General features: G+C 55.2%; 22 protein-coding genes and 1 pseudogene. 4 read left to right on the top strand and 19 right to left on the bottom strand.

Going from position 1 to position 23,492, the window contains the following annotated elements:
• Nucleotides 1-15: 15 nt before the first annotated feature.
• Nucleotides 16-1,833 carry an SEC-C metal-binding domain-containing protein gene (locus tag AC5TBW_RS07880; RefSeq protein WP_495511525.1) on the bottom strand — a complete coding sequence of 606 codons (1,818 nt, stop codon included), beginning with the start codon at nucleotides 1,831-1,833 and terminating at the stop codon, nucleotides 16-18.
• A 106-nt stretch (nucleotides 1,834-1,939) separates the two neighbouring features.
• Nucleotides 1,940-3,181: an ABC1 kinase family protein gene (locus tag AC5TBW_RS07875; protein ID WP_495511524.1), complete on the bottom strand. Its 1,242-nt coding sequence runs from the start codon at nucleotides 3,179-3,181 to the stop codon at nucleotides 1,940-1,942.
• 209 nt (nucleotides 3,182-3,390) lie between these two features.
• Here AC5TBW_RS07875 and AC5TBW_RS07870 point away from each other — a divergent pair, with 209 nt between their 5' ends.
• Entirely contained in the window at nucleotides 3,391-5,307 is a 1,917-nt protein-coding gene (locus AC5TBW_RS07870; protein WP_495511523.1) for a DNA topoisomerase III, read from the top strand.
• 109 nt (nucleotides 5,308-5,416) lie between these two features.
• On the opposite strand, the gene AC5TBW_RS07865 is transcribed toward AC5TBW_RS07870, so the two are convergent.
• On the bottom strand, nucleotides 5,417-6,031 hold the full coding sequence (locus AC5TBW_RS07865; protein WP_495511522.1) for a TetR/AcrR family transcriptional regulator: 615 nt from the start codon (nucleotides 6,029-6,031) through the stop codon (nucleotides 5,417-5,419).
• A gap of 240 nt (nucleotides 6,032-6,271) precedes the next feature.
• Here AC5TBW_RS07865 and AC5TBW_RS07860 point away from each other — a divergent pair, with 240 nt between their 5' ends.
• Complete coding sequence (locus AC5TBW_RS07860) at nucleotides 6,272-7,219, top strand: homocysteine S-methyltransferase family protein (RefSeq protein WP_495511521.1); 948 nt, start codon at nucleotides 6,272-6,274, stop codon at nucleotides 7,217-7,219.
• 110 nt (nucleotides 7,220-7,329) lie between these two features.
• Here the strand turns inward: AC5TBW_RS07860 and AC5TBW_RS07855 are convergent, their stop codons facing one another.
• Nucleotides 7,330-8,235, bottom strand: a complete 906-nt coding sequence (locus AC5TBW_RS07855; protein ID WP_495511520.1) for a LysR substrate-binding domain-containing protein — start codon at nucleotides 8,233-8,235, stop codon at nucleotides 7,330-7,332.
• Nucleotides 8,236-8,353: 118 nt separating this feature from the next.
• Between AC5TBW_RS07855 and AC5TBW_RS07850 the strand changes: the two genes are divergently transcribed.
• Nucleotides 8,354-9,055 carry an FMN-dependent NADH-azoreductase gene (locus AC5TBW_RS07850; protein ID WP_495511519.1) on the top strand — a complete coding sequence of 234 codons (702 nt, stop codon included), beginning with the start codon at nucleotides 8,354-8,356 and terminating at the stop codon, nucleotides 9,053-9,055.
• 55 nt (nucleotides 9,056-9,110) lie between these two features.
• On the opposite strand, the gene AC5TBW_RS07845 is transcribed toward AC5TBW_RS07850, so the two are convergent.
• The 12 genes and pseudogenes from AC5TBW_RS07845 to AC5TBW_RS07790 form a co-directional block, all read right to left on the bottom strand.
• On the bottom strand, nucleotides 9,111-9,431 hold the full coding sequence (locus AC5TBW_RS07845) for a DUF1330 domain-containing protein (RefSeq protein ID WP_495511518.1): 321 nt from the start codon (nucleotides 9,429-9,431) through the stop codon (nucleotides 9,111-9,113).
• Between the two features lie 66 nt (nucleotides 9,432-9,497).
• Entirely contained in the window at nucleotides 9,498-10,133 is a 636-nt protein-coding gene (locus AC5TBW_RS07840; protein WP_495511517.1) for a LysE family translocator, read from the bottom strand.
• A gap of 77 nt (nucleotides 10,134-10,210) precedes the next feature.
• Nucleotides 10,211-10,672, bottom strand: a complete 462-nt coding sequence (locus AC5TBW_RS07835) for an AAC(3)-I family aminoglycoside N-acetyltransferase (protein WP_495511516.1) — start codon at nucleotides 10,670-10,672, stop codon at nucleotides 10,211-10,213.
• Between the two features lie 43 nt (nucleotides 10,673-10,715).
• A pseudogene (locus AC5TBW_RS07830) lies at nucleotides 10,716-11,201 on the bottom strand (VOC family protein).
• Nucleotides 11,202-11,388: 187 nt separating this feature from the next.
• A complete protein-coding gene (locus AC5TBW_RS07825; protein ID WP_495511515.1) occupies nucleotides 11,389-11,901 on the bottom strand; it encodes a DinB family protein in 513 nt (170 codons plus the stop codon).
• A gap of 16 nt (nucleotides 11,902-11,917) precedes the next feature.
• Nucleotides 11,918-12,157 carry a hypothetical protein gene (locus AC5TBW_RS07820; protein WP_495511514.1) on the bottom strand — a complete coding sequence of 80 codons (240 nt, stop codon included), beginning with the start codon at nucleotides 12,155-12,157 and terminating at the stop codon, nucleotides 11,918-11,920.
• A 69-nt stretch (nucleotides 12,158-12,226) separates the two neighbouring features.
• On the bottom strand, nucleotides 12,227-13,606 hold the full coding sequence (locus tag AC5TBW_RS07815) for a S8 family serine peptidase (protein ID WP_495511513.1): 1,380 nt from the start codon (nucleotides 13,604-13,606) through the stop codon (nucleotides 12,227-12,229).
• 105 nt (nucleotides 13,607-13,711) lie between these two features.
• Nucleotides 13,712-14,518 carry a type I methionyl aminopeptidase gene (gene map / locus AC5TBW_RS07810; RefSeq protein ID WP_495511512.1) on the bottom strand — a complete coding sequence of 269 codons (807 nt, stop codon included), beginning with the start codon at nucleotides 14,516-14,518 and terminating at the stop codon, nucleotides 13,712-13,714.
• Nucleotides 14,511-14,717, bottom strand: coding sequence for a ParD-like family protein (locus tag AC5TBW_RS07805; RefSeq protein WP_495511511.1), 207 nt, complete (start codon nucleotides 14,715-14,717; stop codon nucleotides 14,511-14,513). Before AC5TBW_RS07805 ends, map begins: the two co-directional genes overlap by 8 nt.
• 85 nt (nucleotides 14,718-14,802) lie before the next feature.
• On the bottom strand, nucleotides 14,803-15,705 hold the full coding sequence (locus AC5TBW_RS07800) for a CHAD domain-containing protein (RefSeq protein ID WP_495511510.1): 903 nt from the start codon (nucleotides 15,703-15,705) through the stop codon (nucleotides 14,803-14,805).
• A gap of 54 nt (nucleotides 15,706-15,759) precedes the next feature.
• Nucleotides 15,760-16,161: a DUF2784 domain-containing protein gene (locus tag AC5TBW_RS07795; RefSeq protein ID WP_495511509.1), complete on the bottom strand. Its 402-nt coding sequence runs from the start codon at nucleotides 16,159-16,161 to the stop codon at nucleotides 15,760-15,762.
• A gap of 276 nt (nucleotides 16,162-16,437) precedes the next feature.
• Nucleotides 16,438-17,301 carry a hypothetical protein gene (locus AC5TBW_RS07790; protein WP_495511508.1) on the bottom strand — a complete coding sequence of 288 codons (864 nt, stop codon included), beginning with the start codon at nucleotides 17,299-17,301 and terminating at the stop codon, nucleotides 16,438-16,440.
• 378 nt (nucleotides 17,302-17,679) lie between these two features.
• On the opposite strand from AC5TBW_RS07790, the gene AC5TBW_RS07785 reads away from it, so the two are divergent.
• Entirely contained in the window at nucleotides 17,680-18,267 is a 588-nt protein-coding gene (locus tag AC5TBW_RS07785) for an NAD(P)H-dependent oxidoreductase (RefSeq protein WP_495511507.1), read from the top strand.
• 123 nt (nucleotides 18,268-18,390) lie between these two features.
• Here AC5TBW_RS07785 and AC5TBW_RS07780 read toward each other — a convergent pair whose 3' ends face one another.
• From AC5TBW_RS07780 to AC5TBW_RS07770, 3 genes are read right to left on the bottom strand one after another with little or no spacing between them, the layout of a single operon-like run.
• The gene (locus tag AC5TBW_RS07780) at nucleotides 18,391-19,719 is read right to left on the bottom strand and encodes an HlyD family type I secretion periplasmic adaptor subunit (protein ID WP_495511506.1); all 1,329 of its coding nucleotides are present in this window, start codon (nucleotides 19,717-19,719) and stop codon (nucleotides 18,391-18,393) included.
• A 9-nt stretch (nucleotides 19,720-19,728) separates the two neighbouring features.
• A complete protein-coding gene (locus AC5TBW_RS07775; protein ID WP_495511505.1) occupies nucleotides 19,729-21,666 on the bottom strand; it encodes a calcium-binding protein in 1,938 nt (645 codons plus the stop codon).
• Entirely contained in the window at nucleotides 21,663-23,411 is a 1,749-nt protein-coding gene (locus tag AC5TBW_RS07770; protein WP_495511504.1) for a type I secretion system permease/ATPase, read from the bottom strand. Before AC5TBW_RS07770 ends, AC5TBW_RS07775 begins: the two co-directional genes overlap by 4 nt.
• Nucleotides 23,412-23,492 lie beyond the last annotated feature (81 nt).

Raw genomic sequence — 23,492 nt, 5'->3', positions numbered from 1 at the left:
GCTTGAAGGTTTAGGCTAACGGTGCATTTCGAGCCAAGCCAAGGCCCCTGGCGTAGTGCGCCACTGATCGCGCATCAAGGTGCGGTACTGCCACGCTTCCGCCCGTGAGCCGGGGTCAACCTGGCCATCGGGGTGAGGCATGGAAGGCCGCGGGCTCTCTGCGCAAAGTAGCTCTAACGCGTAGCGGTTATGGCCAAGCACATCACCAAGGGCGGCTTCTGCTGCCTCATGCTGCTCTAACCGATAGAGCGCCAGGGTTTTACCCATTAAAAGCCCCAGCACCAACGAGCCATCGTCGTCATTCTCTTCGGCTAACGCCAGCGCTTCTTCGTTGCGGTCATCGCGCAACAGTTGATCCAGCACCAGCTCGCGTAGCCCTAAACTATCTTCCTGATCGATCAACAGTAGCTCTTCGGCTAACTCCCGAGAGTGCTGACGCGCGCCGCGCTCCATACCCACTACCAGCGCCAAACCCGTGCGTAGAAGCATAGCGTTGTTGGCATCGTCCCAGCATAGGTTACCGTCGCCTTCGGCGCGGGCTTGCTCCAACCAGCGCGAAAGGCGCAGTGCTAGCGGCTGCAAGAGGCTTGGCGCCATCCACGGCAGGCTGCCAAAGCGGCTAGTCAGTGCCAGCGTTAAGTCTTGCACTACCTGCGGGGCGTCCAGCCACTCCGGGTGCGCGCACAGCGCCGACATCCACTCGATGGCGTTACCCCATGGGTCATCGCGAAAACCCAGCGCGACGTCTTCATCCACTAACACCTGAAACTGCTCATGCCAGCCGGCAAACAGCGTGGCTTCCCGGGCGCTAGTGTTATACAGCAGACGGCCACTGTCAGGGTCGGCGCTGACATCGATTTTAGGCGCGGTAGGCAGCGCGGCCAGTAGCGCTTGAAGCGCCACAAGCGGTGTGGCGAGATCTTCTTCTGCGCTAAGCAGTTGATCAGCCAGCGTCGCGCCGGGGTTATCGGCCAGCGCGGCTAGAAACTCCAATTGATCTTCATCCAGTTCGCCTTGGCGAACCAGGCGGCGATACCAGAAGTTGGCGCGCTCTTTGGCTTCCTGCTCGTGGCCTTCATGCAGCAGGAGCATGGCTTCAATGTAAGCCAAGGTCGGCGAGTCAGGCAGCGCCTGCTGGGCTTTAACGAATGCCCCGCGAGCGCTATCCAGATCATCGTTATCGAGGTGCATCAAGCACAGTCGTTCAAGGGCAACACCGCGTAAGAACAGCGGCCCGCGCTCCATCACTTCGTCGAGTAGATCGGCGCGCTTGCGGGTGAAGCCACGCTCTTGATAAATATCCAGGAGAATTTCAAACGCGGGTTCCGCCTGCTCCGGCAGCCGTGACCAGTCGCTACCGTCGAACAGCGATTCAAGAATTTGCATCGCGCGGCCTGTTTGGCCGCTTTCAGCGGCGATTAGCCCAGCTTCAAGCAGCGCTTGAGGAGGCGCTTGCTGGCTATCTAATGCAGCTTTCAGGGTGGCGCCTTTCCACTCACGGAGCGACAGCATCCACATCATCTGATCAGGGATATCGGTGGGAAATTCAATCTTGTAGCAGCACTGCTTGAACTTTCGCCCAGAGTCACACCAGCAAGGCTCATTACGCCCCGGTGTAGCGAGCGGTTCACAGGCAAAATCGAGCCGCTCCAGCGGCGTTTGCGACCACAGCACGGGCGCCAATGCCTGAGCCATTGCCACATCGCCTTCGAATGAGTCCGCACCTTTGGCGCGCACCCAGGTCATGAAGTCCGGATAGTGTTCTTGTTGCCTAATTGCCGAGAGTGCCCCGGAGGCAAATCCCAGCAGTTGATCGACCCATACCGCCAGCATTGCCGTCTCCACTGTGTTTTACGATGACCCGTAATCGATGTCTAAAATGAAAGCGGCATAGTTTATCACGAAGGCCGACGCCCCCGCAGCGGCAATCGGTTTATCGTCAATGGGCCCGTTGTAACAATGGGGTCGTACGCTCATTCATATCCAATCGCGCGCCTAAGCGCACTAGATTCCAGTAGTGACCGTTGAGTGCGCGTGACAGTAGCAGTGTGTCCGCTGGGGGTTGCAGGCGGTCCATGGCCGCCCACACCTTGGGCGTGAGCTCGCGTAAACGACGGTGAACACGCACGTCGCTGAAATCCTGCTCACCCGGTGCGAACAGCGGCGCGATACACTCCGCCGATTCGCGATAGAGCGCTAACGGCGCGCCCTGCCCCTGGCGACCGCCCATCTGCATCAACGCCTCATCCATGCCCATGGGATCATGCTTTAACGTGGCATCAAGCAGTTGCATCATCGCTTTGATGCGTGCCTCCGGCACGGCGATCACCGCGCCTAAATCGTAAATAACCAGTCGCCCTTGGGCATCGGCAGCGAAGTTACCCGCATGCGGGTCAGCGTGCAGTTCGCCGTAGGTAAATAGCTCCTGGGTAATCCAGTCGGCTAATGTTTTGGCAATGCCTTGGCGCGTTGCATCATCGGCATCAGCCAGCTCTCGCAACGGCGTGCCGTCGACAAAACGCATAGCCAACACGTGTTGCCCGGAAAGCGCCAGCAGCGGCTCGGGAATGACGAGCCGCGGGTCATCTTTATAACGTTCACGGTAACGGGCCAAGGCATCGGCTTCAGCGTGATAATCCAACTCGCCCCTCAGGCTTTCGGCGAGCTCATCAAACAGGGCATCCAACCGCGCCTGGGGAACCTTAAACCAACGGCCTAACCGCATAATGCGTCGCACCTGAACCAAATCACTCTCTAATACATCGGCAAGGCCCGGATACTGCACCTTGAGCACCACCGTTTCGCCCTCGTGGGTGGTGGCACGATGCACCTGCCCCATGGAGGCACTGGCAAACGGCCGCTCCTCGATTTCGCTGAAGTAGTAGTCGAGATCGCCATACTGCAGTATCAACGCTTCTCGAATCCGCGGCCACGGCATGGGTTCGGCTTGGCGCTGAAGGCGAGCTAACTCCTCAGCAAGATCCGGAGGCAATAAGTCATCCCATTGAGACATGATTTGCGCAAGTTTCATGGCCGGACCTTTAAGCTCTGAAAGCCCTTCAAACAACGCTTCGCCCAGGGCGCGCCAATCCGCCTGACCGCCCAAGCGGGTTTTCAGCAACGCCCCACCGGTGCGTGCGCCCAACCCCATCAAACGTCGTGTTCTGCCCTGTTCACGCATGCTTATACCCCTTTAATAACCATCCCGATGTTCCAACGCAGTGTCATTACAGCCAATTATTTATACAAACTTTGTACAACTTAACAGCATTGGCAATTTATCGCATCACTCTACTGCCTTCCTGCTCCACTCACCAATGTCAGTCACTAACCGTGAAAGCGTCTGCTACCATAGGCACCATCAAAGGATACGATGAAGGCTTTGCTGCTATGCGCCTGATAATTGCCGAAAAACCCAGCCTCGCCCAAGCCATTGCCGAGGCATTACCGGGCACTAGCCGACGCCAGGAAGGCGCGGTGGTATGTGGTGACACCACGGTCACCTGGTGCCTGGGGCATTTACTAGAGCAAGCGCCGCCGGAGGCCTACGATCCCGCCGATAAACAGTGGCGTTTAGACCGCCTCCCGATTGTGCCGCACCAATGGAAATTGATGCCTCGTTCTAAAGCACGCGGCCAACTGGCGGTGATTCGCAAACTGATCAAACAGGCCACCGATGTGGTACACGCTGGCGACCCCGACCGCGAGGGCCAGCTGTTAGTGCAAGAAGTCATCGAGTACATGAAGTATCGCGGCCCGGTGCAACGGCTGCTGATTAGCGACCTTAACAAGCCCGCCGTCAGCCGGGCGCTTACCAAGCTAAGCTCCAACACTGAGTACCAGCCGCTCTTTCTAGCAGCCCAGGCACGTTCCCGTGCCGACTGGCTGTATGGCATCAACCTAACCCGTGCATGGACACTCACCGGCCGCCAGGCGGGGCACGATGGTGTGCTTTCTGTCGGCCGTGTGCAAACCCCGGTATTGGGATTAATCGTGCGCCGCGATAACGCCATCCGTGATTTTGTGCCCCACCCGTTCTATCCGCTGTGGGTGGATCTCAAGGTTGCCCAGGGCCAACTGCGTGCTTGGTGGGCGCCCCAAGAGCACCAACCTCTCGATGATCAAGGCCGCTTGATTGATCGCGCCCCCGCGGATGCCCTCGCGGCACAGTTACCCGGCGCATCCGGCCAACTGACCAAACTCGACCAGCAGGAGAAACGCCAGGCACCGCCGCTGCCCTACTCCCTCTCTGCCCTCCAGGTAGACGCCGCCCGCCGCCATGGGCTTTCCGCGCAAATGGTGTTGGATATTTGCCAACGGCTATATGAGCGCCACAAACTGATTACCTACCCTCGCTCAGACTGCCGCTACCTGCCGGAAGAGCACCTTCAGCTTGCCCAACGCAGCCTGACCAGCGCCTGCCAAAACGATGAAGCCCTTCAGCAGTGGCTGAAGGGCGCAGACTTCACCCTTCGTTCCAAGGCGTGGAACGATAAACAGGTGGGCGCACACCATGCGATCGCCCCCACCGGCAAACCGGCAGATTTCAGCCAGCTCTCCGCTACCGAAGGCCATGTTTTTAGATTGATCGTGCGCAACGTGATGGCGCAGTTCTATCGTCCGCTTCGCACTTTCGAAGTCAAAGCAGAGTTTACGCTTCTGAATGAAGCCTTCCGTGCCCGCGGGCAAAGCATTCTCGACCCAGGTTGGAAGCCGCTCTTCACGACCCGCGATGAAACCCCGCCGCTGCCACCACTCACCCAAGGCGAGACCTGCCAGGCTCTTGGCGCAGGCGTTGAAGAGAAAGAGACCCGTCCACCGGAACCGTTCACCGATGCCAGCCTGATCAAGGCCATGATGAACATCGGCCGCTACGTGGATGACCCGGAAGTGCGTCGTACGCTTCGCGATACCGACGGCCTGGGCACCGAAGCCACCCGTGCGGGCATTATCGAAACCCTGGTACAGCGCGGCTACCTGGTTCGCCAACAAAAAGCCCTGCGCGCCACCAAGCTGGGCACCGCCCTGATCGCCGCCCTGCCCAGCGCTGTCAGCACGCCTGAACGCACCGCGCTATGGGAGCAGCGCCTGCGGGCGATTTCCGAACAGCAGGACGACCCCGGTGCCTTTCAGCAGGCGTTACTGGATGATTTACGCGGTTTGCTCACTCACAGTGATGCGGCAAAGTTAAGACAAAGCCTGCAGGCCGCCGGGGGTGAAACTGGCTCGCCAGCGAAGCGCACAAGTAAGCCGAGAAAGAGCTATACGAAAAGGAAAAGTACCGCAGCCAGGAAGAAAACAAGCTAAAGGTGGCATTGTTAAGTCGGCCAGTTAAACAGTCGTTAAACAGCGAGCGGGCAATTGAAAAATTATCCTGGCAGGATCACACATGGCTGCCTGAGCGTATCGGCTCTTATCAGGAGGAACGATTAAAGAGCAGCTTGATGTAAGAGCGTAAAAGGATAATCTGCTCGCTTAGCACCTTAGGCTCGCCAACCGCTCTCGATAGAACGATCCCACCCTCAACAGTGCTTGATATCATGTCTGCGACCGCTCTGAGATCGACGTCATCCCGAGGGGGATAGATCGCCGCTATCTCCTGCAATATAACCAGAAAGCGTTTTCGCCAGACCAAGATGGCCTGCTGATTGAGCGTCCTAACATTGCGGTCGAACATTCTCTCGGAATACGCGACTGTTGCCACCAGACATCCCGGATGTCCCTTGGGGAGATCCATCATCATTTCCGCCAGCAATTTCAGCCCTATGAGGAAAGCATGTAAGGGATCGTCGTGCAATTCACGTGCTCGACTAAAAACATCATCCAAAATAGCCTCTTCAGTATCAAGGTAGCGTTGCAGGAGAGCTCGAGCGAGTTCGTTCTTGTCCTTAAAATGGTAGAAAAAGCCGCTTTTGGTTATTTCCGCTTCAGCAATAATTTCGTCAATCGACGTAGCCCCGAACCCTTTAGACAGAATACCTGCCTGGGCTATATCAAGAATCAACTCACGTTTTGATCTGACTCTAGACATTCGCCACCTCCCGATTCGCGACTGTACCGCGAGTACAGTTGTCGCTCTCACTAATACTCACCATCTCACAAATTCCATCTTAACCAATTGAAAATAATAATATTTTTAAAATAAAAATACCTGCCCTCAAGTAGCCTATCGCCGCTGGGGTGGCTCAGCTATTTTCAGGACATGGGGACAAGTGTCTCCTTGAAAATAATAGCGCAATTCATTAACGCCATTACCAATCGGAGATAACCAATGAAAACAACGTCATTTCCTGAGCCCATCCCTGGCCGCTACTTTCTCACTGAAGGCGGAATCGAAACTGAAATTATGTATAAATGGGGGTTCGATTTACCTGAATTTGCTATGTTCCCACTTCTAGAAAAAAGCGATGCTGCCCAGGCCATACGTGGGATGTACCGTCGCTATTTAGATGTGGTAGCCAGTCACAAGCGTTCTGCTCTGATCGGCGGCTTTGATTACCGCGCGAGTCCAGATTGGGGCGCAAAGCTTGGCTATTCACCCGCGGCCCTCGCCGAAGCCAATCTGCACTCAATCCAATTTCTACGCGACGTCGCAGCTGAATATAGGGAAGATATTCCACTAGCATTGTTCAGCGGCTATGTAGGGCCACGGGGAGATGCCTATGGCCTCAACCGTAACATGACGGCTGAGGAAGCCGAGGACTATCACAGCGTCCAGCTGGAAACATTGAAGCGTGCGAAGGTAGATCTGGCGTGGGCAGTCACATTTAACAATCCTGTTGAAGCAATAGGTGTTATCCGAGCTGCACAACATATCGGGTTGCCGGTGGCTATATCATTTACGCTGGACTCATCTCACCGCCTAAAGAGTGGGGTTTCACTCGCTGAGGCTATAGCCATCGTTGATGCGGCAACAGAGAGCTCCCCGGCATTCTATTCGCTGAACTGCTCACACCCGTATGAGTTTGAACCGGCACTGGATGGTGGAGAGTGGATACGTCGAATTCGCTCGATTCGACCAAACGCGGCCAAGATGGACAAGATTTCACTGTGCAAGCTTGGACATCTCGAAGAAGGCGATCCGAAGGAGCTGGGCGAGTTAATGGCAGATGTTGGTCGCCGTTATCCTCACATGGACATCTGGGGCGGCTGCTGCGGTACGGGACATGTGCACCTGGAAGAAATAGCTCGCCATTTACCGCAGTTAGAGCCAGCGTGAAATTTGGATACCTTTCAGCAGCTAAATAACTGGTTTGTTCGCCATGCTTCCTTCCCCTCTCTGGAGAATTAAAGCATGGCGACTGCGCTAAGGGCCCCCCGTTCACACTGTCACCGCGATAACGTGCATAGCCCGCCTGGCACCGCCAACACCCACTCCCGAATAGCCAGTATCGTCGGATCATGCCGTCGGCTTTCTGGGTAGACCAGATAAAACGGTTTGCCTTCAAATTCCGGCCCGAAAGGCTGCACCAAGCGCCCTTCCTCCAGCTCATCCTTAATCAACTGCCGGCTCATCAGCGCCACCCCTTGCTCACCGATGGCGGCCGAAATAGCGTGGGTCTCATCTGAAAATACCAGGCCGGCACTCACGTCCAAACCGGGCACTTTTGCCAATTTCTGCCAAACAGCCCAATCCAACGGCGAAGATACCGCCCCTTGATTGCGAAAGTGAATCAGCGGGTGCGCCGGTAGCTGTGTTACATCGTGCAAGCCAAGGCGTGGGCTGCAGGTTGGGATGAAGGTGTTATCAAACAGTTTTTCCGCTACCAGCCCTGGCCAACGGCCATCGCCATAACGAATGGCAATATCGGCGGTTACCCCATCGAGCGCTACTGGCTCATGTGAAGCATGAACGCGCAGATCAATATCCGGATGAGAGTCGCGCAGCAAACATACCCATGGCAGCAACCAGCGCACCGCAACCGCTGGCGTCGTTGAAAGGGTGACGGTTTGGCGAACTGGTAAAGCACTCAGCCCCTCGACAACAGTGTTAATGCTATCAAATGCGGTTTCCAGTACCTGTAACAGCTCGCGACCCTGAGATGTTAGTTCCAACTGACGGGGCTTACGCACAAATAGAGAAATACCCAGCGACTCCTCAAGTCCCCTAATCTGGTGACTGATGGCAGTTGCGGTAACGGAAAGCTCCTGGGCTGCCTGCTTGGCGCTTTCATGGCGAGCAGCAGCTTCGAAAGCGCGAAGTGCCGAAAGTGAGGGTAATTGTCGATGGCTCATGAATGAGTTTTGCTCATCTATCAAGGCAAGAAAAGATCGTTTGTTTGGCCCATTAATAAAGACCTACGCTAAGTCTGTTGTTAATCATAGATGAATTTATCTCAAAAAGGAGATGGCCATGACACACATCTTGCAACTAGACGCTAGCGCCCGCCCCGGTATAGCGGGAAAAGACGAGCACGGATCCCACAGCCGTCACCTGACTCACCACTTTATAAATCGGTGGCAATCCAGCCGTCCTCAAGACACCGTCACCTACCGGGATATAGGTCAATATCCACCCTCTTTTATCAACCATGACTGGGTTGCATCCGCCTTTACGCCTGAGGAACATCTAGAGCCTTGGATGAAAAACGCGCTAGCAGAAAGCGATCTATTGGTAGATGAACTGATTGCATCGGACATTCTCGTGATCGGCACGCCACTCTACAATTTCGGCATGCCTGCCCCCCTTAAAGCATGGGTCGACCAAGTGGTACGCGCTGGCAGGACAGTGGAAATCGATGCGAGCAACCCAACCGACCCTTACGTTCCGAAACTAACAGATCGGCCAAGGCATGCGGTTATTCTTACGGCCAGGGGTGGTATCGGCTTTGACCCTGGCGGTGAAATGTCGCATATGAACCATTTAGAACCTAACCTAGCCACGGCGCTGGAGTTTATTGGGATTACCCGCCTTCACTACATTGCCATTGAAGGGCAGGAAGTGGGTGGGGAGGTGTTGGCTAAGTCGGTAGCTGAGGCATTACGCAAAGTTGAAGCTCTGGTCGATGAATTACAGGAGGCGTTCAAAGTCGCACCAGTAGCCGAATCGGCCTAAATAGAGGAAAAGGCACTAAGGTCATAAATAACCAGCTTGTTCGGTGCGGAGATCGCTAGCACAGGATGTCCGCACCTTTATGGCCTTCTGGAACGCCCTGAACCAACAGCACATCGCCCTCGGTATGCCGAATACGCAATGGGCGAATCGCTTTATAAGCAGCCGAGTCGTACCACTCTTGGGCTTGTTCCATTGTAGGGAACTCAATGACCACCATATCGCCAGACCAGGAACCTTCGAGTGGAGTATAGGGCCCGCCGTGAATAAGATATTTACCCGAGAAAGGAGCGAGCGTCTCATCAATGCGCTCTAAGTACTGTTGAATCTCAAGATCGAATCGAGTTTCGCGGATCAGAGCAACAGCATAGGCGGACATCATCAACTCCCGGGGCTATATAGAAATAAGTGCCTAACTCTCGAAAGCCAGGAGTAAACACTTCACCTACTTAGCACTAGCAGCAAGCCTTGCCCCCAAAGCTATGAAAAGTGCCCCAAGGCTTCTATCCATCCATAAGCCAACGCGTGGTTTTCTCTTCAGCAAATCACCCAATTTTGCACCTGCAATTACTAAAGGAGGCTCGATGCCTGCTGCCACTACAATAATCAGGCTTCCATGTAATAACAGCTGAGCTTCTGCTGGGCCAGCGCCTTCTACGATAAATTGCGGCAGAAAAGCCAGGAAGAATATAGCCACTTTAGGGTTCAGTGCTGACACAAGCATACCCTGCCAATAAACGGCAGATAGGCTCTTGTTGCCTTGCTTTTCGGCAGAGACAAACTGATCTCCCCGTGACAGCAACATTTTCACGCCAAGCCATATTAGATAGGCCGCCCCGGCCCATTTAACAATCGAGAACGCCAGCGCTGATGTTGCTAGAATGGCCGAAAGGCCAACTGCAGCCATGACGACATGCATTGCTGCCCCAGTCCAAATCCCCAACATAGCGGCAAACCCTTGTCGTCGTCCGCTACGTAATGTTTGTCCTAATATGTAGGCAATATCCGGCCCAGGAGAAATATTCAAAAGCACAGCCGCGGTCAGAAAAGTGATCCAATGAAACAACGTGTACTCAAACACACCTGCTCTCCTTTATTACGCTGCTATAGCGGCTTGGCAGTGAAGTTCCACACCGGACAAACTATCGCGAGTCTTGGCTATTGGTGAGAACGCAGTACGGGAATATCGAAATGCAGAACATTTTCTTTGTTTCCAAGTTTGGAATATAAGGCAATGGCTGCTTCATCGGCTTGAACAAAGATGACATACGCACCACGTTTCGCCGCCAACTTCCCGAGATGCTGTATCAATGCAGTTGCAATCCCTTGTCGCCGGTGTGATGCCGAAACAGCGAGGTCGTATATATAGATTTCACTTCGTTGCTGCTCAAATTTCTTGAGTTCGTAGGCAGCAAGAGCTGCCACAACCTGCTTCTCTTTTAAGGCTACGAGTGCAATAAAGTTATCGCTGCCAAGGAGCTGTCGCAAGTAGTCAGGGGTAGGTCGATTTCCGACATAGGTAGCCATTTCATCGAAAACCTCCTCAAAGGTTTCCAATAAAGCATCCATTAGATACAAATCGTCCTGGGTGATTTGTTTGATCTGGCAGTCGGGGTTCATCAGCTGGGCCAACTCCTAAATCACGCATAAATCAGCCCAACCTTCAACCGCGTAGCGCCGCCTCAATTGCAGCGATGTCGATTTTCCTCATCTGCATCATCGCCCCAAACGCACGCTGGGCCGCGGCAGGATCAGGATCGGTGACCGCTTTTATCAGTGCGAGCGGGGTAATCTGCCAAGAGACTCCCCATTTATCTTTACACCAGCCACAGGCACTTTCCTGTCCGCCGTTGCCAACAATCGCATCCCAATAACGATCCGTTTCGGCTTGATCATCGGTTTAGACCTGAAACGAAAACGCCTCGTTGTGCGAAAACAAAGGCCCGCCGTTGAGCCCGAGACACGGAATTCCCATCACAGTAAATTCAACGGTTAATACGTCCCCTTGCTTGCCTGATGGAAAGTCTCCCGGCGCACGATGAACGGCCCTGATAAACGAATCGGGAAAGGTAGCAGTGTAAAAACCGGCGGCTTCTTCTGCGCTACCATCGTACCAAAGGCAAACGGTATTCTTTGCTGGGGCTGTCATGTCGCTTCTCACTCAAGGTGGAATTCGCACCATTCCGGCATGTTTTATGTGCTTCGTTATTCGCGTTCTTACATCAGCCTCGCACCAAGGAAGCACTTCACTGTTTTAGCTCTATTGAGAGCTTAGTCTTGGTAACTAAACGTTGCCAAGAATTGACCATTACCAACTGGAGAGCGGTAGCCATTTATTAAGAGTTGAGCTCTTCTATAGTCTTCCTTCGAAATGGTTCTAGCTCATGCAAGAATCTTGAAAAAGTATCCTTGGGACGTTCAAGTCCATTTGACGCCAATACACGTGATGCCATGCCACGATGATTGCTGCCATGCGTTAATAAATGCAGAAGAATTTCATCAATGGACAACCGACCATAATCACCATCGGTAAACTGAAATGCGATGCTCCGCTCCAGGTCAGTTGAGGATGCCGACTCTGCAAAGTTCACAAGCCACGAATCATTTTCTTCCATCCTGCCCTTGAGTTCAGAAAGAGAGGGCGTTTCAACCGTATTATCAGCGGCAAATTGCTCTTTGGTATTTGAAATGCGACTAATAAATAAGCTATCCACAACGGCGGTATGGTTCAGTATGCGAATGAAAAAATTCGCATCGTCTTCAGGGAGTAAATGCAGTTGCCGCTCCCCGAAAGCGAGAAGCTCAATGTTGGCCCATTTTTTATAACTGAATGCGCTTGCATACTGCATCTCTTTTCCCCTCTATTTACCACGCCTCATCCGCCCCCGGCGGCCCCATATCAATTTGCATATCGGGCGCAATATCCACCACGCCTTGTATATGTTTAAGCCGTTCCGCCGTGACATCGTCTGCCGAGCCGGTTATACAGCCAATCTCTTCGAGGATATCCTTGATGGTCAGCCCTTCCTCGCTGAGGCGTGCGGCCATTTCATTTATCGATTGATCACTGGAAATAGTGATCAACCACAGCGCTACCGATGGCATCTGGTATATCTCCACAGTGAGTGTGCTGGGCGGCCTGAAAGGAGAGACTGCCCAGCGCGTCGCCCAACGTTAGGGCGCTTGCACCAACCCGGCTCCCACGCTGGATTCCGGCGATGGCAGCGCTTGCACCGACCACATCAGCTGTTGCCACAGCTTCCTGCCCCGCAATGTGTCATCAGACTGTGCCCAAAGGGCTGCGCAGCCTGCCACATGTGGCGCCGCCATGCTGGTGCCACTGATCGCCTTATGACGAGTCGGCCGTGGCCAGGAGGAGAAAATATCGCGCCCTGGCGCAGCAATCTCGATCTTGCCATGATTGGAAAAGCTGGAGGGCTTCAAGTTCGGATCGAGAGACGCGACTGACATCACGGTAGGCGAGTTGGCGGGCGCGCCCGTATTGGTTGATGAATTTCCCGCCGCGGCGATAATGAGACACCCATTACGCAGCGCCGCTTCACCCGCATGGGTGTAGGCTGCTTGCACCGGGCTCTGACTGCCAAGCGACATCGAGATCACCTCACACCGGTTGGCGATGGCCCAGTTCAAGCCAGCCAACACGCCCGCCCCGGTACTGCTGCCCGAGTTGGTCAACACCTTCCCGACGAAGACCTCCGCTTCATACGCGATACCGTAACGCTGGGTGTGTTCACCGGGCACCTGGGGGCCGCAGGCCGTGCCGATACAGTGCGTACCATGTCCATTCATATCTTGCACCGGCTCCCCGACAAATGAACGAGTAATGAATTCCCGGCCAGCGAAATCCGGGTGGCCAAGATCCATTCCGGTATCCAGCACGGCCACCTTAATGCCTGCGCCGCTCCAACTGCTTTGGGGCACCCTGCAACGGGTTAGTCCCCATGTTGACGGCTGAGGTTCAGTCTCAGGGCCCCCAGTAGTATCATCCATATCAAGGTCGACACCAAGATCACGCGCGATGGTGCTCGCTGCCCGCAAGAAGCCGCGAAGGTACTCCGAGTTTTTAGAACCAGAGTTTTTAGAACCAGAGTTTTTAGAATCAGCGTTTTTAAAATCAGTGTTCTCGGAAAACGCAAAATACTCCGGCTCAATGATTTCAATAGGACTATCTGCTGACACCTTGTCCAAGACACTCATGCCATGTTTTTCCAGGGCATCACCACCCAACAGTGCCACGCCTAGTTCCGGAAACACCATTGCTTCGGCATCCCCGGCATCTTCCAAACTGACGGCTTGATCGGTAAAGTCACGAGCATCAGCCACCCGAAAGTTTTGGGCTTTTAACGACTTGATACCCTCTTCCATCCATCCTTCACGGAAGCTGATAAGAAAGCGCCCAGTTTCCAGACAGCTACCACCTCGTTTCAGGGCCGCCAACAGAAGTTTTTCGGTACTACACGAAACGGTGGCAAGCTCCCCGTTTGCTCCTGTAGGTGTGCTGCCGTTTCCGCGGCTTGTCGGTTTTTTAGCCATCGCTGATCTCCATTTCATCTGGCTTTCAAACGTTGCTGCCCAAGTGCTTAACCATAGAAAGCAAAGCCTCTCAATGCAGAAAGTCGTGCTTTCAGCTTAACGCACCTAATGATCTTCGCCAGATTGATTGAGTTCAGGAGGAATGTGCTCGTCATCCCTAAGGGTGAGCACTTCAAACCCAGAAGCGGTGACGGCAATCGTGTGCTCCCACTGTGCAGACAATTTCTTGTCACTGGTCACCACCGTCCAGCCATCCCGCTTGGTTTTGATCTTGGCTCTGCCCTGGTTAATCATGGGCTCGATGGTAAACACCATGCCCTCTTTTAACACCAAGCCCCTGCCTCTCTTTCCGTAATGCAGCACCTGGGGCTCTTCATGCATTTCTCGGCCAATGCCGTGGCCGCAATACTCACGAACCACAGAGTAGCCATACTTCTCAGCATGTTGCTGGATCGCATAACCCACATCACCCAGGGTGGCACCGGGCTTTACCGCGTGGATTCCTTGCCACATGGCCTCGTAGGTCTTGTCGACCAGCCGCTTTGCATAGGGAGTGACTTCACCGATTAGGTACATTTTGCTGGAGTCGGCAATAAAACCATCCTTCTCCAGGGTAATGTCGACATTGACGATATCGCCTAATTTGAGCGTTTGCTTATCGGAAGGAATGCCGTGGCACACTACGTGGTTCACAGAAGCATTCAAAACGTAAGCGTAATCGTATTGCCCCTTACTGGCCGGGCGAGCCTCCAATTGATCGACAATATAACGCTCGGCCCAGTCGTTAATCGCCATGGTGGATACGCCGGGCGCTACCCGTTGGTCAAGGTGGCTGAACACCAATCCGAGTAGCCGGCCGGCTTCACGCATTAAGCGCAACTCCTCCGCGTTTTTCAGCGTTACCTCACTCACCGACTACCTTCCTTACTTGAACGTCGGCTTGTTTCATTTGCTCACGCATAATCTCAGAGAAAGTCATGGTCGGATTGGCCTCCGCAAGCATACCCACTTTTATCCAGTACTCGGCTTGGGCATTGATAGAGCGCACCATCACCGAGCTCGCTTTGCGAATATCCTCGTGCAGCTGATCATTGATTTTTACGATACCCATCACAGCACCTAATATATGAATCGAATATAAAACGCATACGAATCATATATCGCGGATCTGATGGCGGCAAGGCTGCCTTGTGCCATCAAGCTGCTACGTTGCCCAGCGGCTTCAACGCCAATACTTCCTTGCGCAGCGCCAGCTTTGGCTTCTCTAATGAAGTACGCCAATCGAGACACTCCTGCTGATGCTGCGGGTTGTTACCGGGGGTTGTGCAGAAAGCATCCAGTAATGCCTGATGGGAACACAGGTCTTGATACTTCCCGAGCAGGCGCTGACGGTGCTTCAATTCAGACAGCAATGGTTCGGGGGTCTGCGGATTTAGATCAGCCAGGTAGCGAAGCCGCTTCACGCCTTTACGCAGTTCATGGAACTCGGTGTCGTGGGCGTCCAATGAGAGTGCCGTCAGCCCCTCATCGTGGCGTGCAATGCGCTCATCGAGTACTGCTTGGATGCGTTTTGGGGTGAGTTTCGAAAGCGCCTTTCCAATCTCATCCGAAGCGATGAAGTGCTGCCACTCCTGCATCTCCTCAGCATACGCCGGCGCGCGTAATTGCTGGCACAGCGCCTGGTGCCGTTCTCGCTGGTTAACCTGCAGCCACTGCGTCAATCCCTGGCGAGCAACCGGAGAGAGCGGCGATGGAGTTTTGCCCATATCCTCCAGAAACACATCAATATCGCGGAGATCACTGGTAGCCTGGGCGCGGCGCTTGAGCAGCTTGAGCCTCTTCTTCAGGCCTGGCACTCGGATAATGGCGTGCACGGACTCCCCCACTGCCCGGCTACGACGCAGATTGACCCGGTATTGGTGCAGAAATTCAGGATCAACGCCCGCGATTACGTCTGGCTCCAAGGTCCTGATCCTCAGATACTGAAGCGCCAGCATGTTGCGAATATGGCTAGCCGTTTGAGGCTTACCACGCTTATGCATAGGCCGTTGGTGTTCGACCATGTCATTCTTGGGCTGTTTAACCTTGGCTTCTCGCATGGGATCGCCCCCCACTCGCGGTGTGTGACGCAAAGTTTAGTACACGCCTATCATCTAGGCAGCGCGCTTACGAGGCGTCACTACAAACCAGCTCGCCAAGACTAAGCTGCCAAACAGGGTATAAACGACCACAAAGACCCACTCCGGAAAAGTGAAATAGAGCAGGCTATGCAGCCAGTACTGAATAAATGAGCCCGAATAGATGACGGCACCCGCCTCTGCTCGCAGGGCCATTTCCCAGATGGTCAACGGGCAAACTATACCCAGCCAGGCCTGTACCACCACATATCCAATAGCGCAGAGGTGCACGATGCGAAAAACGCGATTGCGCACCCATCGCCACTTCAGAAAATAGCCCGCGTATACGGCAAATAAACCAAGCACCACGAAGGCCACAAACAGCACGTGAAGAATGAGGATAGCGTCGGCGAGCAATAGGAGCAGTGATGGCGGCATAGGGAGTGGCTACCTGCTATTGGGCGCAGACTTGTAACTTCGACAGCCGGGATTGACGGGGTGTTCGCCGATCGTGCTGCGCTAGTCCTTTTCTCCTCCATCGCAACACACGCCTACCTGGTTGCTGCCGCCCCGCTTGCCAACGTAAAGCTTCTGATCAACAGTCTGACAAAGCTTACAAAACCTTAGCGGTTAATGAGGCGACGACCTCCCCGTTTCATTAACGGGGAGATACGTCTAAAGCGCTGCGAGGTGGAGTGCGTTAAGGCGTGGCAATCATTCAGGCGTTTGCGCTTCGTCGCGCATCACTCTAAGCGAAGTGATTTCAACGGTGAGCGCATCACGCGTGGTTTCTAACTCACTTACCCGATCACCGACCACTGAAAGTTGATTATTGGCCTCTTCAACCTGAGTATTCAGCGCTTCAAGGTCAGCTTCCACCTGACTGCGAGCGGCTTCGGCCTCTTCAATCTCGGTGTTTACCGCTTCAAGATCAGCTTCAACCTGACTGCGGGCATCCTCTGCCTCTTGACGAGCCTGTTGAGCCTCATCGCGAGCGGCTTCGGCCTCTTCAATCTCGGTGTTTAGCGCTTCAAGGTCTGCTTCAACCTGGCTACGGGCCTCTTCAGCCTCTTGAAGAGACTGCCGAGCCTCATCGCGGGCGGCTTCGGCCTCTTCTTTTTCAGCTTCTACGTCAGCGTATGTCTCATTCAGCTCTTCAAGGCGACTCTGCCTTTCATCTATCTGCTCGTTGAGGGTGCCCATTTCCTTTTCGCGGGTTTCACGTTCACCCCGTAAAGCGGTTAAATCTTCTTCAGCATTGGCAATATCTGCGCGGGTTGAAGCAAGCTCGGCTTCAGCTTCAGCTTGTTCAACCTTAAGCGCTTCCATTCGCTGCTGCAGAGTTGCCAAGTCCAGCTCCGCGGCTTCCACCTCAGACATCTGCGCCTGAATCTGTTGATGCTCACGCTCGGTTTCGGCCAGTTTCGTTTCGAGTGCTTCCAAATTGTCTTGCCGCGACCCTGCAATGATGTGTGCCACAGCGGCCCAGACCACGGCAATAATCGCGATGACCAAGAGCACCTTTACGCGGTTATCGCCCAACAATGCTGTCGTTGATGGTTTATTAGTCCCTGCCATTGGTGCAATCCTCTCGCTTAATCGCTATCGCTAAACATTAGCTGACATATCATCATCAGCGGGTCGTCGTCTGACCCGCTGTTAATATGGAGGAAAGTTCCTGATTCGGCTAGAAACGATCATTCAACACATGCCTATGTAGTGGCTGGATTAACCGGCAAAGCGGTTCACTTTGAACCATTCTAACGGTTCCACTACCCGTAACTTTAAGCAATTCGATCGGTTTGCAGCTGGGTAGCCGAAACATGATAAAAACCATATTGCGCCGCACAATAAGCGTTGCTATTGAATAAATATAAACGCAAAGGCTGATTAATAACGGTCAACCAAGGCATCCCCTGACGACGCTCTACTCTGCTTGCAGCGAGAACCCGACGAATGAGCCAGCGAATACTAATCCTGCAAGGGCATCCCGATGCCAGTAAGGCGCACCTTTGCCATACGTTGGCTGATCACTACGGTGAAGGCGCCCAGGCCAGCGGCCATGAGGTGCGAATGATCGAAATCGCCTCGCTGGATTTCCCACTGCTGCGCAGCCAGCAGGAGTGGCAAACGGCCTCGCTGCCCGCTTCACTGACGGCAGCGCAGGAATCCATCGGCTGGTGCCAGCATCTGGTGTTGTTCTTTCCATTGTGGCTTGGCGATATGCCCGCTCTGGTCAAAGCGTTCTTGGAACAAGTGCTGCGCCCTGGCTTTGCCTTCGAGTACGTGGAAGGCAACCCGCTGGGGAAAAAGGGGCTGACCGGACGCTCGGCACGGATAGTGGTGACCATGGGCATGCCAGCGATGATCTATCGCCATCTCTATCGGGCGCACAGCGTCAAATCGTTGGAGAGCAATATTCTTGGTTTTGTCGGCTTCTCCCCGGTACATGAAACGTTGATCGGTGGCGTGGAAACCATGAGCGAACAAAAACGCAACGAGTGGTTTCGCAAGCTGCATGAACTCGGTACAAAAGCCCAGTAAGACCGGCAGTGGCAATGTCATTTCTGAAGTCTGAAAGCGCAGTGGCCAGCCAATAGGCGGCTTCCCATAAAGTGCTCATTAGCACTTTATGATTTGGACAATACCTAGCGTCGATGCACGCGACTACTCTTCTCGGAAAGCCCGGCTGAACTGGTCGGTAATAGGCTTAACAAAATATGTCAGCGCGGTGCGCTCTTCGGTGGTGATAAAGACTTCAACCGGCATACCTGGCAGTAGGGTGGGAACGCCAAGCTTCTCGAGTTCCTCTGCAGAAACGCCCACATCACCACGGTAGTAGATCTCCCCAGTCGTGTCGTCGCTGGTCGTCGCCGCGGAGACATAAACGATCTCCCCTTTGAGCTCCGGGGTGGTTCTCTGGTTGAAGGCAGTGAAACGGAGCCTGACCGGCTGTCCGACCCAGATTTGGTCGATGGTTACCGGAGCAAGTTTCACTTCCACCTTCAGTTTGGCGTCCTCCGGAACGATGGTGACAAGCTCTTCAGCCGGCGTGATGACGCCTCCTACCGTGTGGATGTTGAGTTCATTGACGGTTCCAGAAATCGGCGCACGAATGTCCGTACGCGCCAGCCGATCCTCGATGGCGATGTGTCGATCACGCAGTTCCGAGTACTCCGCCTCCACGGTACTTAACTCCCGCTGGGCCTCGGTACGGGCGTTCTCGTCGATTGCAATAATCTGAAGGCGGATTTCGCTCATGCGGGTTCTCGCTCTGGCAATGGAGGCTTGAATCTCACCACGCTCCCCCGAAAGCCGTGCTCTGTCGCGGGCGATCGGAACGAGGTGGGTGCGAGCAATCACCCCTCTCCCGACCAGGCCTCGGTTCGCCTCGTATTCGGTTGCGACTAGATGGAATTCCTCGTCTTTCGATTGCCCCTGCGCTTCCAAGCCTTTTATCTCCTCTTCGATTTGCGCGACGCTGAGTTCGAGCTGCTGCTTCTTACTTTGGCGACTTGCCCGGTTGCCGTCGAAGAGGCGTGTTTCGCCGAGGAAAACATCGGGAGAGTCGTCTGCGTTTAAATCGGACGGGAACTCGATTGCCGCAAGCCCGTCTCGCTCTGCCAGAAGGCGTGCTCTCCTGATGGCTAATTCCACGAGTTTAGAACGCACAATCGAAAGCTCCGCCTTCGTCTGTGTATCTTGGAGTCGCATCAGTACGTCACCTTCTCGAACGAAGTCCCCTTCCCTGATGCCTATCTCGCTGACGATGCCGCCGTCACGATGCTGTATCGACTTAAGGTTCTGGTCCACCGTCACGGATCCTGGCGCGATGACGGCCCCACTGAGTTGAGCGCTCGCAGCCCAGCCACCGGCGCCCAATAGCAGAAACAGGGCGAGCGCCGAGCCTACAAAAACGCGTGGACCGAGCCGAAAAGCGTTTTCTGGATTCGGCAAAAGCTTGCCTGCACCGTCGTAAAGATTATTTGTGCTCATTGTGCGCTCCTACGATAACCACTCAAGGCCATCATCACGTTCTATCGACCACGAAAGCGTATGCTTTCCGTTAAGCGTGACGGTCGCCGCCCACATATCGTCGTCATCAAAGTCACTCTCGATAACGGTCCACTCGCTGGCATCGTCCCGATCATGACGATAGCGTATCGGCGAATCGTCATCGTCGGCACCGTGGTAGATATGTTCGAAATGGCCGCTCTTCTCGTCGTCGGCCTTCCAAAAAATATCGTATTCCGACACCCTGATACGGTCTCCGACCCCAAAGTCCATGATCACGGGCGAAACGACGTTCGATTGACCCCCACCGGCGCTGGCGAACGCAAAGATGTCATCACCCGCACCACCAGCGAGCGCAACTGACTCACCGCCGAGGATGAACTGATCGGCTCCCCGGCCTCCAAGCACTCTTTCGAATCCGGTGATAGCGTCATGGCCGATTTCCACGCCGCTGGCGACGCCGTTCACAAGATCAACCTGCACCCCTTGCGTCGCGTGGCTGTAGTCGAGAGTGTCCGCGTTCTCGCCGCCGTCGTAGACGTCGTCATCCCCGTCAAGCGACGCCACGACCCGATCGCTGCCCATGCCGCCGAAAACATTATCGCGGCCCGCGCCATCGATAATCACGTCGTCGCCCGCGCCCCCAAGCAGCAAATCGTCGCCGTCTCCACCGCTCAGGTGATCCTCACCAGTGTTCCCGAAGATCACGTCATCACCGTCACCGCCGAATAGCCTGTCGTCGCCGGCACCACCGAAAAGATGGTCGTTTCCCGCGCCGCCGAAAATAATGTCATTTCCATCACCGCCGAACACCACGTCATCACCATCTCCCGCGACGATATGGTCGTCGCCTGCGCCGCCATTGATGACATCGTCACCGGCACGCCCATCAATGTTGTCATCGCCACCTGCGCCGTCGATCTCATCGGCACACAGGCTGCCAAGAAGCATGTCGTTTGCCGCGGTTCCTACGATAACGGGCTGCTCGACAACGGAGAAATGGGCAACCGCATTGGTCGTTAGCTCGCCGTCGGAGACTTGATAAGTCAGGGTTACCGGCCCCGGTTGCCCGCTGCCGCTCTGGAACACCCAACCGCCTTCCGCTTCTGTCAGCGTGCCGGAGGACACGGCCAGGTTTTGCACCAAAAGGACATCGCCGTCAGGGTCTTGCGCCTTGCTCAAAAGGTCGACCAAGGCGATGGCGAGAATCGCGCAAGGTGAAACATCTTGCAGATAAACGGGGCCCGACACCCGAGGAGCACGGTTGCCGCCGGGTGGCACCTCGGCATCGTCCTCCTTAGAACTATCGTCATCCGTAGAGCTATCGTTATCAGTAGAACTATCGCTATCTTTGGAATCGTCGCTATCCGTAGCACCATCGCCGTCAGTGGGGTCATTGCCGTCTGTGGGTGTACTGCCTCCGGTGGGCGGGTTGTCGGTCGTAGGTGAAGGGAAACGATTACCGGCGGGATTAGCAATGTCGATAGGCTCTCTGCCGGGGCTGCCGCCCATTCGATCCATGTCAGCGACGGCATTGCCGCTTGCTGGTCTGACGACAAAGGGTGCATCTTCGCTCTCGCCCAGAGTGCGTAGGAACGACGACCGCGGCGCATCGGTGAACGGGGGCATTGCGGCGTTGGGAGGTTCGGGAACGGGCATATCAGGCGATGTTTGCGGTGAGGCGATAACGTCAACCACGCCCTCTGGGCTTTCGGCCTCCGCTAAACCGGCGACCGGCTGTTCCGGCTGCGATTGAGGTTTGGGCTCCCTGCCCCAGGAAAACAACGAACCCAGGTAAGCAGCGACCCCCATCAGTAGACCGCCAACAATGAGAGGCTTGCGAGAAACCTCATCACCGCTTTTCAGAACGTAGCGCTGAGAGGTGTCAGTGTCGGGTAAGGAGTTCTTGGTGCCTTTAACGTTAATCATGATCCGACCGATGCCTCCTTCGTTGTCGGCTTGGCAGAATGCACCGCTCGCACGTTGGACTTACCGATAACATCGTCCTTCGGTCCGAAGGCGGCCAACCGGCCGTTCTGAATAACTGCCACAAGATCGACGGCCGCCAGAGCGCTTGGGCGATGGGCAGCCACAATGGCGATGCCGCCACGCTGCTTCACGCCTTGAATGGCCGCCGTCAGCGCTGCTTCGCCTTCGGCGTCGAGGTTGGAGTTGGGCTCGTCCAGGACGACGATGAAGGGATTGCCGAAAAGTGCGCGGGCGAGCCCGATCCGTTGCCGCTGGCCGCCTGACAGGGAGGCACCGAGCGAGCCAAGCTGTGTTCGGTAGCCGTTGGGCAAGCGCACAATCATCTCGTGGACACTGGCGGCCATCGCCGCCGCCACAATGGCCTGGGAATCCGGTGTTTCCTGAAACCGCGAAATGTTCTCTTCAATCGTGCCATTGAGCAGCGCGACCTCCTGCGGCAGATAGCCGATGTACTGACCGAGAGCTTCGTCCTGCCATTGCGAGAGCTCCGCATCATCGAGCCGCACGCTGCCACGCAGCACGGGCCAGATGCCTGTCAACGCGCGCAGCAATGTGGTCTTGCCGCCACCGCTAGGACCGATGATCCCAATCGCCTGGCCGGCCTTGATGTCAAAGCTGAGCTCGCTGAGCAGGACTTGTCCGGAATCGGGGGCGGCGACGGTGATGTTCTCGACCTTGAGGGATGAAATCGGACTGGGCAGTTCCATCGGTTCGTCAGTCTCTGCCAGCGCCATAACGGTTTCCTTCAGCCGTGCAAAGGCGGTTCGCGCAGCGACGACGCTCTTCCAGTTACCAATCGCAAGATCGATGGGCGCAAGCGCCCGCGCGGAGGCAATGGAAGCGGCGATGATCGCGCCCGCGCTCAGCTCGCCCTGAATGGTAAGCAGCGCTCCAAGACCCAGAACGGCCGACTGCAGGACCATCCGCAGGACCCGTGCGATAGCGCCGAAAGTGCCGCTGACATCGTTCGTGCGCGTCTGCAGCTCCAGATGTTCGTCGTTCGCCCGATTGAAGCGTGCCACCGCGCGACCGGCGAACCCCATTGCCTTGAGGATTTCTGCATTGCGAGCATTGGAATCGGCGATGGTATTGCGGGTGACGGCAGCCTGCTGCATGGCGTTGCTTAGCTTGGACGTCTTCAGTTCCGTGACGATCGCCAGCATGGCCAGGATGAATCCCCCGAGAAACACCAGCGCACCAAGGTAGGGGTGCAATATGTAGACAAACAACAGAAAAAGCGGCATCCATGGTAGGTCCAGCAGCGCCACGGGACCCTGGCTTCCCAGGAAACCGCGCACCGTATCCACGTCGCGGCCACGCTCCAGTGATTCAGCTGTCGAAAACCCGAAGCGCGGCATGTCGATAGCGACCCGATGGGCCATTGGCGCGATTTTTTTGTCGAGCCGCGCGCCGACGCGAACAAGGATCTGGGAGCGGATGATGTCGAACATCCCCTGGAAACAATAGAGGCCGAGCGCCAGAACGGAGATGGCGACCAACGTCGAAATGCTCCCGCTGGTCAACGCCCGGTCGTAAATCTGCAGCATGTAGAAAGCACCCGTCAGTGCCAGGATGTTAATGATCCCCGACATGCCGAACAGGAAGAAAAAAATTCCTCGGAAACCTTTGGTCAGCTGTTCCGCGCTCTTGCGCTTAGCCGACGTAGTCGCGTCTTTTTTGCGCATGTGAACTCCCCCTGCACCCTACATTGAACGGGTGTTCCCCGCGGGCGGGTAAGCCCGCGGGGTTCGTTATTGTTATCGTTG

It is taken from the genome of Vreelandella sp. ssv, assembly GCF_059448525.1.
Note: the sequence above shows the minus strand (reverse complement) of the source record. Positions and strands in the feature narration are given on the sequence as shown.